Source organism: Cutibacterium sp. 37298, from assembly GCF_023838685.1.
GTDB lineage: Bacteria > Actinomycetota > Actinomycetes > Propionibacteriales > Propionibacteriaceae > Cutibacterium > Cutibacterium acnes.
Map to the genome: position 1 here is coordinate 663,029 of NZ_JAJNRJ010000001.1, position 14,757 is coordinate 677,785.

Genomic DNA, 14,757 nt, shown 5'->3' on the forward strand with positions numbered 1-14,757 from the left:
CTACCGTGCCCAAGTTCCCGTCACAGTCGGGTCAGTCTCAGTGTTGTTGAGAGCTGGATGGTGCGGATCCGCCGGGGGCTGGGATCGCCGACGGCGCCGTTCACGCGGGACGGCTTGACCAGCACCCCAGGAAGCGAGGGTCGCCAACCGGGACCGCAGATCCTTCGGGAGAGTGAATGGACGGGCCAGCAGCGCGCCGAAGCTGCCTCCGACGGCTAGCGCCACACCGACGAGCAAGGCCTCTAGAAAGAGGGTCCACCCAGCGCTCGAGGTGCCGCCGGTTTCGTTTTGCGCATTGACGATCATGTACAGGGCTCGGTACATCATGACGCCGGGCATGAGGGGGACGATGGCGATCGTCACCAAACCTAGCTGAGGTACCTTCCAGCGCTTCGCTCCTAGGCCTGCGATAAAGCCTGCCACCATGGCTGCGAGTCCTGACGCTGCTGACACAGATCCCGTCAACTGCATGCCGAGGAGGTATCCGGCCCAGGCTGCTGCCCCCAAGGCCGCACAGATCGCCAGGGTGCGGTATCCAGCGTGAGAAGAAACGCCGAAGGTCACGGCGATGACCGCGGCAGCGACCATCTGGAGGACCGGGTTGGTGGAGAACCCCAGGGCGGGCGAGATGTACCCGGGCACTCCGAGCCTCAGTCCGATCCACATCGCCGTGATGACGCCGAGGATGACGCCACCGGTTTGTACAAACCCTTCCAGGAATCGTCCGGAACTTGTGACGACGTAGCCGTCGAGGGCGTCCTGGGAGGCCGCGACGAAAGAGCCGCCGGCCAGCAGGGAGACGATTCCGGCGGCGACGATGAGGGAAGGAGACAGCGGCAGAGGGTGATTGGAAGCCGCCATGTACACCATGACGATAAGGGCGAACGCGGTCGCGATGGCGCCACCGGCCGCTTGAGCAAAGAAATTCGTGATCCGCTTGCGCGCCATCGCCTGAACGGTGGCGTCAACGATGCACGTCGAGAAGAAGCTCAGCACGCCGTCCATGACGGTACCGCCGAACAAGGTAGACAGTCCTGCCCCCATGAGACCAATGTTCATAGTGACGAACCATTGACGGTACAACCGGGGGCTGCGCGTGATGGCGGCCAAGCGGTCGGCGGCCTCCTCGAGACTTACGGTCTTGTCGCAAATGTCATCGACGAGCAACTGCAGTTCGCCCAGGCGCTGGTAATCGTTGCTGCGGGAACGAACCACCCGCAACGCGGTGATGGGGTCTTCGTCCAGTCCACGATGCTGGGTGACGATGACGGACGTGTTCGTAATATCGATGTGGACGGTCACTCCGTAGGTCGCGGTGATGCGCAGGGCTATTGCGACGGCCTCAGACGCGGAACCTCCTACCGAGATCGCCATCACCGCGACGCGGGTGACGAGGTCGACGACACGTCGAGCTTGCATGATCGCCATCTCAGCGTCGCCCAGGTTGAGAGCCAGAGTCGGCTCTACCGGTGTCCTGGCGCGAAAGAGTTTTTCTAGCGGGACGCGTCGGGTTCGGTGCGCCCTTGGTGGCCTGGAATGGCGGAGTTTGGCTTGGCCATTGTGGGGAGAGGTCGTCCTTGAACGGGTCAGGGGCCACGACCTCGAAAGGCTGCCTACCGGGGCTATCTTCGTCGGGTTATCCTCATCGACCGGGGGTTCAGAAGGGGTGGCACTCGACTGTGGTGGGGTAGCGGGCTGGGCGGAGGCCTGGCCTGGACGGAAAATACGGGCGTCAATGCCGTCAGCAGTTCGTGGGATCGGGTCGTCGCCGTGCCAGGAGCGCGGATGATTTCGGGACGCGGATCCGCTACGAGCACCCGACCGCTTCTCCGCCATCTGACACCCTCCTCGCGCCACGCAGGAACGCCCTGCAGGACCATTGTGATGGTCTTTACCGACGGTACCCAAACGGGGACGGATTCGGGACTTGTCGATAGGGTGACGGGGTGCTCATCGCGACCGACCTCGACGGAACCTTCCTCACCCCCGACGCCACCGTGTCTCCTCGAAACCGGGCTGCCGTGAAGGCCGCCGAGGCAGCTGGTATTCACGTCATTCCGGTAACGGGCCGGGCTATTGGTGGGCTGCGCGTCATCGGTCCGGTCTTTCACCGGTATGCCCTGGTGTCTAACGGTGCTGTCGGTACGGACATGTCCACTGGCGAGACTCTCTTCACCGAGACGATGTCGGCTCGTACCGTGAAGTCCTACGTCGACCAACTCACTGCCGAGTGTCCGGGGGTGGTGTTCTGTGCGGAGGTTGGGGATTCTTCAGTGTTCCTCGTCGAGGAGGGGTACGACGAGATTGTCCCTGCCTTTGAGTCTGAGAACGATCCCGCCGAGCACGTTCTCGTCAGTCGTAAGGAGCTGTGCTCTAGTGAAGCCGTCAAGCTCATGATCGTGCACCCGACAGTGCCTGCCTCAGATATCTACCAGCTGTCCAGGCGTCTGCGGGTGCCCGGAGTTCACGCTACGTGGGCCGGGTTCACGGTGGCGGAAGCCGGACCAGCAGGCGTGACAAAGGCCAGTGGTCTAGAACGCATCTGCCAGCTCCTCGGGGAGGATCGTGCCCATGTCGTCGCTTTGGGAGACGGGGCCAATGACGTTGAGATGTTGCAGTGGGCCGGGGTGTCTTATGCGATGGGCGGCGCCAAGCCGGAGGCGATTGCTGCTGCGGACAGGCGCGCTCCCTCCTGCGAGGAGGATGGTTTCGCCGTTGTTGTCGAGGAGTTGCTGGCATCTCGATAATCTCGCAGTGTGCTCATCGCAACTGACCTTGACGGAACCCTCCTGACTCTTGACGGCGCTATTAGCCCTCGTACTCGTGATGCCATTCGCGGCGCAGAGAAGGCCGGGGTGCCGGTGGTGCCAGTCACCGCACGGCAGATCTACGGTATTGAGAAGTGGCGTGACGACTTAGGCCGCTGGGCACTGTGCTCCAACGGCGCCATTTGCTGGGACCTCCAGGCTCGCACCGTACTCTTTCGCCAACTCATGCCGGCTGCCGTGGCGAACGAGTTCGCCCACCGTCTCCTCGATGCCGCTCCCGGCACCCGCTTTCTGACGATCAAGGACGACGGGCTCACTTTCGCCTCCCAGCGCGGCTATGCCGAGTTGACGACGTTCGCTGACCATTCCCGCGAGCCATCCGACATGCCCGCCCTGGATCTTGACGAGGTGCTTGACGGAGACTGCCTCAAAATGGTCGCCCGCCATCCGAACCTGCCCGTCGAGGAACTCGCTGCGCGCGCGGCGAGCGTCGGTATGGCTGACGAGGTACACGTCACTACCTCGGGCAAGCCGATGCTAGAGATTAGTGCTAACGGGGTGGCCAAAGACTCCGGTTTGTCCATGCTGTGCGATCACCTGGGCATTGACCGGGCCGACACCGTGGCTTTCGGTGACGGAGCTAATGACGTCGAGATGCTCGCCTGGGCGGGAGACTCCTACGCGATGGCTCATGCGGTGCCGTTGGCGGTCGCAGCGGCCCGCCACCGGGCGCCGTCGAATGCCGAGGACGGGGTTGCGCAGGTCGTCGAGAAGCTGCTGTCGGTGAGAGAACGGTGACGAACGATTCGGAGCTCAACATAGCGGTTGACAGGAAGTATATGAGGTACGGCCCTCTCATAGGCGATTTTAATATAGGTGTCGTATAATTAAAGTCTGGAAATATGCTTAGCCGCCGACGGCCCTCCGAGCGGCGGCGGGCATTAGGATACGAGGACAAGCAGCGTGAAGAATCGAACGGTTGCAGGCGTGACCCTAGCGGCCACCTGTCTCGGCGTAATTGGGTGCGCCACGGCATGGGCAGAAACTTCAGATGGGGTTAGAAACACGTACATCTCCAACTGGGTGGTGGGACATGAGTCATCTACGTGGGATGATCCTAACAGGCATGACGGCAGGACTAGCCTCTCGCACTACACGAAGTGTTCACCCGCGCCCGATAGTGCCGGTGTGATTCCTAGAACCGTAACGTACAATCTGCGTCGGGTAAAGGACTTCAGACCAGACGTAAACATCGGTGATAAGACGCTGTCTTGCGCGAAGACCGGTTCCGCTTACTATGGGCGCCTGTCTGCCGGAACTTACAGATTCCGGTTAGTTGGCCTGACTGGGGGATCCCCTACGTGGTTGAAGCTTTCTGTTCGTGATTTCCGGATCCGATGGTGACCCAGACACTACAGCTCGAAGGGGTTCACTTCTCCTATCCACGATGCAAATCCCGGCTTTTCACTGAACTGAACTTAATTCTGGGTGATACCGGGCCAACGGTTCTCTTGGGCCTTAATGGTGCGGGGAAAACTACCCTGCTGCGGCTATGTGCGGGCGAACTTCAGCCCTCGGCGGGGTTAATAGCCGTGGATGGGGATAAAGACCCTCGTTCCGTTGTGTCTCTGATGCCCCAGCAGATCAGGCCAATTCCTGGGTTCCGGGTAGTTGAGCAAGTGGCATATTCAGCTTGGCTCGGCGGGTGTAGTTCGTCCCAGAGTGAGAAGCGGGCAATTATGGCGCTAGAGGCAGTCCAATTAGAAGACCGTCTGAAGGACAAGCCCAATCAGTTGTCCGGAGGACAGCTGCGTCGAGTTGGTTTGGCTCAAGCTCTGGTAGGAGAACAGCCGATTGTTTTGCTCGATGAGCCAACTGCTGGCCTTGACCCAGCGCAGAAGCACGTATTTCGGAATCTGCTCACGGAGCTCGGCGCTACTCGTAGTTTTGTGGTGTCCACTCACGATACTTCCGACGTTGACTCAATGTATAACAGGGTCGTGATACTGCATGAGGGGCACATTGCCTATGACGGATCTACCGATGAGTTCCTCATGCATGGTGCGGGATCTTCTCACGCAGCAGAGGCGGCATTTCTTGATGTCGTGGGTGTATCGGAGCAGGCGCGATGACGTGGCATCTTCTGCTTCGACGGTCTTATGGCGTGCGTCTTGTGCCAGTAATGCTGCTCATGTGGTGGTATGGGGCATTTGGGAACCCTCCGGCGCGCTCAGCTATTGAGCGGGCTTCCAGTATACTTTACGCATTCATGATGGTTGCGGGGCCTGTTGCGCTGAGTACTTGCTTGGAACTTCGGAGATTTACCGAAGGTCAGATTCTAAAGAGATTATCCAAGCGGTCTCGGCTGAGAATTGTGGCGCCGTGGTGGGCAATTGCTGTTCTTCCTTCTACAATAGCTGTAGGCGTTTTCGTTCTGCTTTCAGGATCTGGGGATCAAATTGTAAAAATGTCGTTGATTGGTGTTGTCTGGATGCTCGCGTGGGGTGTCTTTGGCGCCGTGATTGGAATGTCATGGCCATTGGCATTATCGGCACCGACGGCTCTTTTGATCCCATTTATACTCGTTTTGTATGGCCCGGCCGTATCGGTACTAGAATTGAGGTATCTGGTTGGCTATTACATGGACTGCTGTAATGCGGGGGAGATGCTAGATCCGCAAGTCCTTGCGGCCGGCATGACGATGGCGTGCGGTGTTCTTGTTGTGTCTATGGTGGCGTTTATTGCGAGTAGGCTGCGCTATCATTCAAGTGCCATCGTGACCGTGATCTTGATTATCGGGTTGGTCTCAACAGTGTTAATTGGGTTCCGTGAGGTGGAGGGTGTGGGTGCTTTTCCTGCCGTGCCTCGAACTGGGACGCAGACGTGTTTGAAGGATCCCACGGTGTGTACCTGGGATGCGCACGACCTCCAACTGCTGGGGCCCATAGTGCAGAAGGCAGATGCTGCGTGGAGGGCTAACGGGGTTCACGTTCCAAGGGCATACCGGCAGGGCATTGGGCAATCGACTCAAACAACCGTTTGGTGGTCGGCGTCGGCAGAGGATGTGTCTGAATCGGCATTACCCGCACTATCGGCAGTCGCGGAGGGCCTGGCTGTTGCTCCATGTCAAGTTCGTCAAGACGAAGTGGAGATCTGGGTGCAAAATGTTCAGGATCGTGTTGTCGCTTGGTTGGTGGAACATTCAGGCATCGAGGTGCGAGACACGGCATTATCCCCAGAGACTCGTGAGTGGTTGAAATCCATCGATCGACTGCCGATCGAGAAGCAGGCCAGCATTATTGAACATGATCGAGCCCGGCTTCGGACATGTTGAGCGGTAATGTGCTGCTGGGCTGGAGGGCCTGGGCTCGAAATCGATCCCTGTTATCTTTGCTTGCAGCGACTGTGGTTTGTTGTGTCCTCATCGGACTCACTTCCGAAGTCATAATCGCGATCCCCCCGTTTTTGACAGGCAGAGGTGTTGACGTTTCTAACGCCGCCGTGGTTCCCCTGTGCGTGGTCATCGTGCAAGGTTGGTGTCTTTCGCGGCGTGACACGCGGCTGGAGGCAGGATCCGAGCGGCGGACTGCACTTGCCGATTGTCTCCTGTCAACGACGCCGGCCGTCCTTGTTGGAATTGTGGCGTATGTGGGAAATCTCCCCGTCGGAATGGTTGCCACGCGAAATACTGTCGGATTGTCTGGGGTGACCCTTCTTGCCAACGCACTTGGCGTCAAGAGGCTGTCATCCCTACCTGCGACTATTTGGGTTCTCATGAGTCTATTGGCGGGGAGTACCGCAAGTTTCGAAGCTCCGTGGTCTTGGCCGGTGAAGGATCGCACAGATGTACTGTCTGCAGTGCTTTCAGTGGCTCTCTGCCTTCTAGGGATCTCTGCCTCGCTGGTTAAGCCCCGCCCGTGGCGTAATCGTGGGTGATCCTCATACGCGAGGTCAACTGACCAGTGTGGGCAGGTGGGGTCCCTCCGGCACACGAGCATGACGGTGAGGCGGGACCATCGAGACGGGAACGAGCAACATCTCAAGCACACTTGGGTGTTCTTTTTCATGTCAACCTAGCTCGTGTCACCCATGGCTGAAGACGTCTAGGACGCCGGATACCCACGGTGGCTATTACCGCGCACAGAGCATCTCAGTGGTCCGTTGTTGATTCTGAAGCCTGATTGCCACCGGTGTTTGGGGTAAACGTCGATCAAGTGTCTACGTGCGGGCCGGGGGAGCTTCCAGGTGTGTGGCATTTCGGTAGGTAATGGGCGTTCCTGGCGTCTGTGGTGGCAACAATGCCGTAGAGCGACATCATTGCCACCGTGCCCGGAGACCCGCCACAGTTTTCTCCGGTTGGAGTAAGATGTTTGCGACCGCAAGGCAGTGATGGGGCGATCACCCCGGAGTCGCTGGAAGAACGGGCGAGTGCATACACTGCCTTAGTAGAACCAGCAGCGATCGACTAACCGAGAGGCCGACGTCGTTGACGTCGTGCAAGGAGGGTGGTACCGCGGGTACCCGGAGAATCCGGTGTGCTCGTCCCTCGGTGACCCGAGACGAAGGACCACCCGCTGCGATGACCGATGTGAACCCAGTTCGCTCCGACAACTGCAGGCAGTACAACAACGTGCCGCCACAGATTGACCTGCCCGCGATGGACCACGAGATCATTGATCTGTGGGCTCGTCAGCACACTTTTGACAAGTCCTTGGAGGCCACCAAGGACGGCCGGCCGTGGACCTTCTTTGAGGGCCCGCCGACCGCTAACGGCCAGCCAGGTACCCACCATGTTGAGGCCCGGGTGTTCAAAGACATCTTCCCGCGTTTCAAGACGATGCAGGGGTTCCGCGTCGACCGCAAGGCAGGCTGGGACTGTCACGGTCTACCCGTCGAACTGGCCGTTGAAAAGGAGCTCGGGTTCTCCGGTAAGCCTGACATCGAGAAGTACGGCGTTGAACCGTTCAATGCCAAATGCCGCGAGTCCGTTACCCGCCACGTCGATGCCTTCAGCGAACTCACCGAGCGAATGGGCTACTGGGTCAATATGGATGAGGCGTATTGGACGATGAGCCCGTCCTACGTCGAGTCGGTGTGGTGGGGTCTTAAGCGAATCTGGGATAAGGGTCTGCTCGGCGAGGACCACCGCGTGGCCCCGTACTGCCCGCGCTGCGGCACCACCCTGTCCGACCATGAGCTGGCTCAGGGTTACCAGGATGACCGCGACCCGTCGATCTATGTGCGGTTCCCGGTGACGTCGGGCCCGCTGGCTGGACGCGCCAAGCTGCTGGTGTGGACGACCACCCCCTGGACCCTCGTATCGAACACTGCTGTGGCCGTCCACCCCGAGGTGCGATACGTCGTCGCCCACCAGGATCCGGTTCCGGAGGGATCCGATGCCGTCGCTACTGCCTCTGCAGAGGATCCGGCCTCTCAGGACCTCATCATCGCTGAGCCACTGTTCGAAAAAGTGCTGGGTGAGGGGTGGAGCCTTACCGGCGAATCCTTCTTGGGCTCGCAGATGGAATTTTGGACCTACGAGCGCCCCTACAACTTCCTGGAGTGGCCAAAGACTGAGCGGGTGACGGTTGATGGACGTCCCACCCCAGCTGACGCAAACTTCGTCGTTCTAGCTGACTACGTCACCGTCGAAGATGGCACCGGGCTGGTGCATCAGGCCCCAGCCTTTGGCGCCGACGATCTACAGACCTGCCGTCGCTACGGGTTGCCGCTGGTCAACCCGATTCGCCCCGACGGTACCTTCGAGGAATCCGTGCCGCTGGTGGGCGGGCAGTTCTTCAAGACCGCCGACAAGCCGTTATGCGAAGATCTTGACAGGCGCGGAGTTCTATTCCGCCTGGAGATGCACTGGCACTCCTACCCGCACTGCTGGCGCTGTGATACCCACTTGATTTATTACGCCCAGCCCTCGTGGTATATCCGCACGACGAAGGTTAAGGAACAACTGCTGGCCCAGAACGAGGGCACCACGTGGTATCCCGAGACGATCAAGCATGGCCGTTTTGGTGATTGGCTGGAGAACAACATCGACTGGGCTGTCAGCCGGTCGCGCTACTGGGGTACTCCGTTGCCGTTGTGGCGCAACGACGACGATCGCTCCGATGTCATCTGTGTGGAGTCGCTGGCCGAGTTATCCCAGTACGTCGGGCGTGACCTCACCGGGATGGATCCGCATCGTCCGTTCATTGACGAGGTGACCTTCACCCGGGATGGTCATACCTATCACCGGGTGCCCGAGGTGGCTGATGCCTGGCTTGATTCGGGCTCGATGCCCTTCGCCCAGTGGGGATACCCGCATGTGCCCGGCTCGAAGGAGAAGTTCGAGTCTCACTACCCGGGTGACTTCATCTGTGAGGCCATCGATCAGACCCGCGGGTGGTTTTACACCATGATGGCCGTCGGAACCCTGGTGTTTGACGAGTCCTCGTACCGCAATGTGCTGTGTCTGGGCCACATTTTGGCCGAGGACGGTCGCAAGATGAGCAAGCACCTGGGCAACATCCTGTTGCCTATCCCGCTCATGGATTCCCATGGTGCCGACGCGCTGCGTTGGTTCATGGCGGCCGACGGTTCCCCATGGAGTGCACGGCGCGTCGGTGACGAGACCATCCAGGAGACGGTCCGCAAGGTTCTGTTGACGTACTGGAATACCGTGAGCTTCCAGGCCCTCTACGCCCGCGCCAATGGGTGGTCTCCAGCTCAAGGCACGCAGGATGATGCCGACCCGGCGAGGGGGTTCGGGGGGGTTGTCCCCCCCGCTGTGGATTCGAGGGGGTTCGGGGGGGTTGTCCCCCCCGCTGTAACACAGCGTCACGTGCTGGATCGCTGGCTCGTCGGCGCCACCAATGTGCTGGTACGCGACGTTACTGAGGCGCTGAACAACTTCGATACCCAGCGCGTCGGCAACCTTATTGCTCAGTTCGTCGACGAGCTGTCTAACTGGTACGTGCGCCGTTCCCGCCGTCGCTTCTGGGACGGCGATGAGGGCGCCCTGTGGACTTTGCACGAGACCCTAGAAACCCTCACTAAACTGATGGCACCGATGGTTCCGTTTATCACCGAGCGGGTCTGGCAGGACCTCTTCGTGACGACAAATCCGCACGGCCCGGAGTCGGTCCATTTGGCAAGTTGGCCGGTGGCCGACGACTCGCTCATTGACGAGTCCCTGTCCGAATCGATGGATGTGGCCCGACGCATCGTCGAGCTGGGGCGCGGTGCCCGTGCAGAGGCCAAGGCCAAGATCCGTCAGCCTTTGTCTCGCGCCCTCATTTCTGGTGCCGCCTTGGCTAAACTGGACGAGGATTTGCAGGCTGAGATCCGGTCCGAACTGAACGTCATGGCCCTGGATTCCTTTACTGCGGCTGGGGACCTCGTTGATCATTGCGCGAAGGGCAACTTCCGGGCCCTAGGCAAGAAGTACGCTAAAGCCACTCCGAGGGTCGCAGCCGCTATTGCCGCTGCCGATCCCGAGTGGCTTGCCTCCGAACTGGCCATCAAGGGGTCCATCGAGTTGGATGTACCAGAGGTCGAGGGAGGTAAGGCCGTCGTGACCGCTGACGATGTGATCGTCTCCGAGCGTCCTCGGGAAGGCTGGAGCGTCGTCAACGAGCAGGGTGAGACGGTGGCTCTCGATTTGGAGATTACCCCCGAGTTGGCTCGCGCTGGGCAAGCCCGTGAGGTCATCCGTTTCGTCCAGGACAGCCGCAAGAAGGCTGGACTCGACGTTTCCGACCGCATCACCTTGGCGTGGTCTGCTAGTGCCGATCTGGCTAAAGCTATCGAGGAGCATGCTGAGCAGATCAGTCAGGAGGTGCTGGCGGTCCAGATGTCGCGTGAGCCCCGCGCCGACGACTGGGCCATCGAGCCGGACCTAGGACTAGCGGTCAAGGTCGTCAAGGTCTGAGGACACGGAGGGTCGCCGTGCCGGCCAGTCGCCAGGTGTGGATCGACGGAGCAGCATCGCGACGCGGAACCTCGCGCATCGGCCCGGCTGAGGCTGGGCTGATGGTCCCGTGATTCAGACGGTCTGTTTCGCCATTATCAGCGACAGGATCTCCGGATCGGTCTGTTTCATTCCTTCGGTTCCCAGCCGGCCGATGCCGCGAATCGCCGCGTCGACGTCATCGTGTACCAGCCCGTTCGTCCCAGGTATGCGTCGGCCTGCCAACGAGAGCAAGGCGGCACGGCCGGCTGCATTCGCTGAGGCGGAGACCTTCAACGCACAGCTGCAGCCTGCACCATCGCAGACCATGCCGACGACGTCGCCGGTCATTGATGCGACTGCGCGTTCCACCGCGCTGTAGGAGCCGTCTAACACCAGGCAGATCCCGGCTGCCGCACCCATCGCTGCTGTGGTCGCAGCACAGAAAGCGGAGAGCACGGGAAGCCCGGCGTGGGCGTAGAGGGCGACGGCGTGAGAGAGGGCCAGGGCGCGTACGCGCCGTTCGTGGTCGACACCTGCGTAGTCCGCGGCGACAGTGACTGGGACGGTGGCGACGATGCCTTGGTTGCCGGATCCGCTGTTGGTCATTGCCGGCAACGGGGCACCGCCCATTCGTGCCTCTGAGGCAGCTGCAGTGTATGCGGTCATGCGTGTGCACAGGTCGTCTGAGGCCATGCCGCGGTCGATCGATCCGAGTATGGCGGCACCTTCACCAATCCCGTAGGAGCCGTCTCGTCCAGCGTCGACCAAGGCGTTGTTGAGGCGTTCGGCCTCGGTAATGAACTCGATAAGCTCAATGTCCACGGTGGTAGCGAAATCGTAGATCTTGGCCAGACTGAGACCTTGGAGGAGCGCGGCCGTCGGGGGGACGTGGCCTGCGGCCGGGCGTTCCTTGCTCTCAAGGACTTCGTCGTCGCGGCTGACAAGGAATACGTTTGTGTGGTCGCCTGCAATGCATGCTCGAGCGTGGTGACCATCGAGGTGAAGGACGGTTTCGGCATAGAGGTCATCGTCCACATCGGCCACAGTGAGTTCGACGACTCCTGAGTCGACTAGATGACGCGCCTTCTCTGCCGCGTCTTCGCTGACGTCGGCCAGGACCGCTAGCCCCGCATCGGGGTTGCCTGCGAGGGCTCCCACCGCTGCGGCGATCTCGAGGCCGGGCCGTCCGGTGCCGGGGACCATGACGGCCATGCCGTTCTTCATAATATTGGGGGATACCCGAGCGTCAATGTGGAGAGAGTCGAGTTGTTTCGCGTCGCTTCCAAGAGCTCGTTTGGCGCGCGCCGCGGCATAGGCCAGGGCAATGGGTTCGGTGCAGCCGGTGGCTGGGGTCACACCCTGGTGGAGGGCCTCAATGAGGTTGTTGATCTCAGAGGGAGAGAGCGGGGTTTGACATCGTGTTTTCTGCATCGAGTCGGCATTCCGGACTCCTTCGGTCACCAAGGGTGTCATGATCAACCTTTCTGATAAGAATTAGCTGAAAGCCAGGAATGGGGAGACAACTAGAAGAATCCCTGTTGCGATAATGAGAATTAGACTCGGGCTTCGGAATTTGTGAAGTGAGGGAACCTTAAATACAAGATACGCTGGGATGAGGCAACCAATCATGCCGAAGATGGGACTGCAGATGGAGGTGAAACTCAGCACAGGGGCATTGAGGAGGATGGCGCCCCAAGACACTAGGATCGCAAAGACGAGGATGGACCATGAAACAATTTTCTTGTTGATTCTCTCCTCGGGGATGAGGCGGCGTAGCACGTTCATCGCAATTCCTTGGCATGCCTCACGGAAGCCGAGGAACACCCCGAAGTACGCCGTCATTACGGCGAAGATGTTGAGAATCAAGGAGAAAATCTTGACGGTCGAGCCTCCCATGCCCTGGGCCACCATCGCCAAGGTTGAGATGTTTTGATTGTAGGCTTTTACTGCTACGTCATGTCCCATGGTCAAGTTGAAGGAGATGGCGTAGAAAAAGACCGTGATGAACAGCACGCTGAACGCGATATTCATGGAGCGCAAGGCCTTGTGACGTGCCACTTCGATTGACTTGTAGTGGGCTCGGTAGGAGATGACCATCGGGCTGAGTGACTGGATGAAGAGTATCGAGGTCAATGTGAATGGAAGCATGACGATGGTCTGTTTCACTAGGTAGCCCAAGCTCGGGAAGGCCCCGACGTTCGCCAGGTTCCAGCTGCCGATGATCGCGAGGCCGAGGAAAATCACGACAAACAGTTTCGTGAGTACCATCACCGTCGAGATTCGGAAAAGGATCTTTTCCGCTCGTGAGGCGATCGCCACCATGATGCAGATGACGACCAGACCATAGAACGGATTGTGCGACCACACAGTCTTGGTCACTCCGAAGGAATGGAGGAAAGAGGCAGAATCGTTGGTGAGGGCTGTTGAATAAATAAATACCCAGATCACCAACATGATGAAATAGAGGACACCGATAAAAAAGCCCCAGTTCTTTCCCAGATAACCTGAGATGACGCTAGGGTAGTCCTTGCATTCGGCTGATTCGGCCAATGTGTTGATGAATAGCCTCTGGAACAGGTACATCGCGGGATAGGCGATCACCGATGAGACGAGGAAAACCCACAATCCGACTAAGCCGATCTTCACTGGAAGAAATACAATACCAGCACCGATAGCCATGCCGATGCTCATAATGATCCAGCCCCAGTCGGTGCTGTCAAATTTGATGGCTTTTCGCCATTCCTGCTCGGTCATACTGGCAGGTCGGTCAACGGTGACCAATGTATTCATGGGAATCAACTTCGTCGAGATTCGGATTTTTGATGATGTTAGCATACTCCTTACCCTGCATCGAACAGGTAGCCGTGGAGGTGACCATGATTATCCCGCAGGAACGTAGAGGGAAGTGGCACGTCAGTCACGGAGTTTTGGACTTACTAGCGTCCGTACGATTTCCTGGAGGGGCGAGGAGTGGGCGAGTGATCTGAGGAGTCACGGCCTGTTGTCGGGCCCAAGGTTCAGGCGTGGGACAGTTCAGTGTCGTCGTAGTTCTCCACACCGAGCTGGTCGAGGACCCGAGATATCGCCCCGGCCACTCCCAGCGTGTCGTCGAGTGGCATCGTCAGGCTCTCGGTGCGTCCGGCTCGCAGGCATTCGCAGACCTCCATGAGCTCGTGAGCGTAGCCGCGGCTCAGCGCGGGGGGTGTTGTGGCCCTCCGGGATGACTTTGCGGCGGTGGATGAGGATACGGCTGGGGTGGTGGAACCTAGGCTCGACCTCTATCCAGCCGTTGGTGCCTTGAATAGTCATGCGTCCCGCACCGTCGGAGGTGAACGAGATGGCCAGCGTGGCGAATTTGTTCTTTGGGAAGGTCCGCAGCATTGAAGCGTCGGAATCCACCCCATTGGGGAAGTGGTTGCCACGGGCGATGACCTCGGTGGGCTCTCCAAAAAGGCGAATGGCGAAATCGAGGGCATAGACGCTGAGGTCAAGGGTTACTCCACCACCTAGAGCTGGGGAGAAGAGACGGTCGTCAGGGTCATAATCGCGCAGGGCGAACACATCTCCCTGGATACCCGTCGGCTCGCCGATCGCGCCATTGTTGACGGCGTCGATCATCTCGGTGACGACAGGCAAAAACCGGGTCCACATCCCCTCTATGGCAAAGATCTTTTTAGCCCGAGCAGCCTCAGCTATTTCGGCAGCCGCATGGGCAGTTGCGGCGAAGGATTTCTCGACGAAAACAGTCTTCCCGGAGTCAATGGCAGCCAGGGCGATCGGTCGATGCTGAGGGTGCGGGGTTGCCACGTAAACGACGTCCACTGTGGGGTTGGTGATCATGTCGACATAGGAATCGTGAGCGTCTGGGCGGGGGCAACCCAGGTTCTGAGTAACCAGATCGGCAAAAGCATCGGCGCGGGCTGCTGACCTTGACGCGATAGCGCAGATGCGTGCTCCCGGGACGTGTGCAAAGTCTTTAAGAACCGTGCGGGCGATACATCCAGTGCCCGCGATTCCCCAGCCGATGGTGGCCGTGGTGTCCAT

General features: G+C 59.5%; 10 protein-coding genes and 1 pseudogene. 6 read left to right on the plus strand and 5 right to left on the minus strand.

Going from position 1 to position 14,757, the window contains the following annotated elements; genetic code table 11:
* Positions 1-1,428 (minus strand): threonine/serine exporter ThrE family protein, encoded by a 1,428-nt coding sequence (locus tag LRP59_RS03090; RefSeq protein ID WP_002530785.1) that lies wholly within the window; start codon positions 1,426-1,428, stop codon positions 1-3.
* A 518-nt stretch (positions 1,429-1,946) separates the two neighbouring features.
* Between LRP59_RS03090 and LRP59_RS03095 the strand changes: the two genes are divergently transcribed.
* The 6 genes from LRP59_RS03095 to ileS all read left to right on the plus strand — a co-directional run bounded on the left by LRP59_RS03095 (position 1,947) and on the right by ileS (position 10,692).
* On the plus strand, positions 1,947-2,747 hold the full coding sequence (locus LRP59_RS03095; protein WP_002533239.1) for an HAD hydrolase family protein: 801 nt from the start codon (positions 1,947-1,949) through the stop codon (positions 2,745-2,747).
* Positions 2,748-2,756: 9 nt separating this feature from the next.
* A complete protein-coding gene (locus LRP59_RS03100; protein WP_002521069.1) occupies positions 2,757-3,566 on the plus strand; it encodes a Cof-type HAD-IIB family hydrolase in 810 nt (269 codons plus the stop codon).
* A 599-nt stretch (positions 3,567-4,165) separates the two neighbouring features.
* The gene (locus tag LRP59_RS03105; RefSeq protein WP_148378473.1) at positions 4,166-4,900 is read left to right on the plus strand and encodes an ATP-binding cassette domain-containing protein; all 735 of its coding nucleotides are present in this window, start codon (positions 4,166-4,168) and stop codon (positions 4,898-4,900) included.
* A 50-nt stretch (positions 4,901-4,950) separates the two neighbouring features.
* Positions 4,951-6,102 carry a hypothetical protein gene (locus LRP59_RS03110; protein ID WP_002531636.1) on the plus strand — a complete coding sequence of 384 codons (1,152 nt, stop codon included), beginning with the start codon at positions 4,951-4,953 and terminating at the stop codon, positions 6,100-6,102.
* Between the two features lie 11 nt (positions 6,103-6,113).
* Positions 6,114-6,704: a hypothetical protein gene (locus tag LRP59_RS03115; protein WP_002521072.1), complete on the plus strand. Its 591-nt coding sequence runs from the start codon at positions 6,114-6,116 to the stop codon at positions 6,702-6,704.
* A 643-nt stretch (positions 6,705-7,347) separates the two neighbouring features.
* Positions 7,348-10,692 carry an isoleucine--tRNA ligase gene (ileS, locus tag LRP59_RS03120; RefSeq protein ID WP_002521075.1) on the plus strand — a complete coding sequence of 1,115 codons (3,345 nt, stop codon included), beginning with the start codon at positions 7,348-7,350 and terminating at the stop codon, positions 10,690-10,692.
* 114 nt (positions 10,693-10,806) lie between these two features.
* Here the strand turns inward: ileS and LRP59_RS03125 are convergent, their stop codons facing one another.
* From LRP59_RS03125 to LRP59_RS03140, 4 genes and pseudogenes are all read right to left on the minus strand, one after another.
* On the minus strand, positions 10,807-12,186 hold the full coding sequence (locus tag LRP59_RS03125; protein WP_148378476.1) for a serine dehydratase subunit alpha family protein: 1,380 nt from the start codon (positions 12,184-12,186) through the stop codon (positions 10,807-10,809).
* Between the two features lie 21 nt (positions 12,187-12,207).
* Positions 12,208-13,467 carry an amino acid permease gene (locus LRP59_RS03130; protein WP_002533241.1) on the minus strand — a complete coding sequence of 420 codons (1,260 nt, stop codon included), beginning with the start codon at positions 13,465-13,467 and terminating at the stop codon, positions 12,208-12,210.
* 13 nt (positions 13,468-13,480) lie between these two features.
* A complete protein-coding gene (locus LRP59_RS03135) occupies positions 13,481-13,591 on the minus strand; it encodes a hypothetical protein (RefSeq protein ID WP_014604320.1) in 111 nt (36 codons plus the stop codon).
* 139 nt (positions 13,592-13,730) lie between these two features.
* Positions 13,731-14,757 (minus strand): annotated as a pseudogene (locus LRP59_RS03140) (Gfo/Idh/MocA family protein).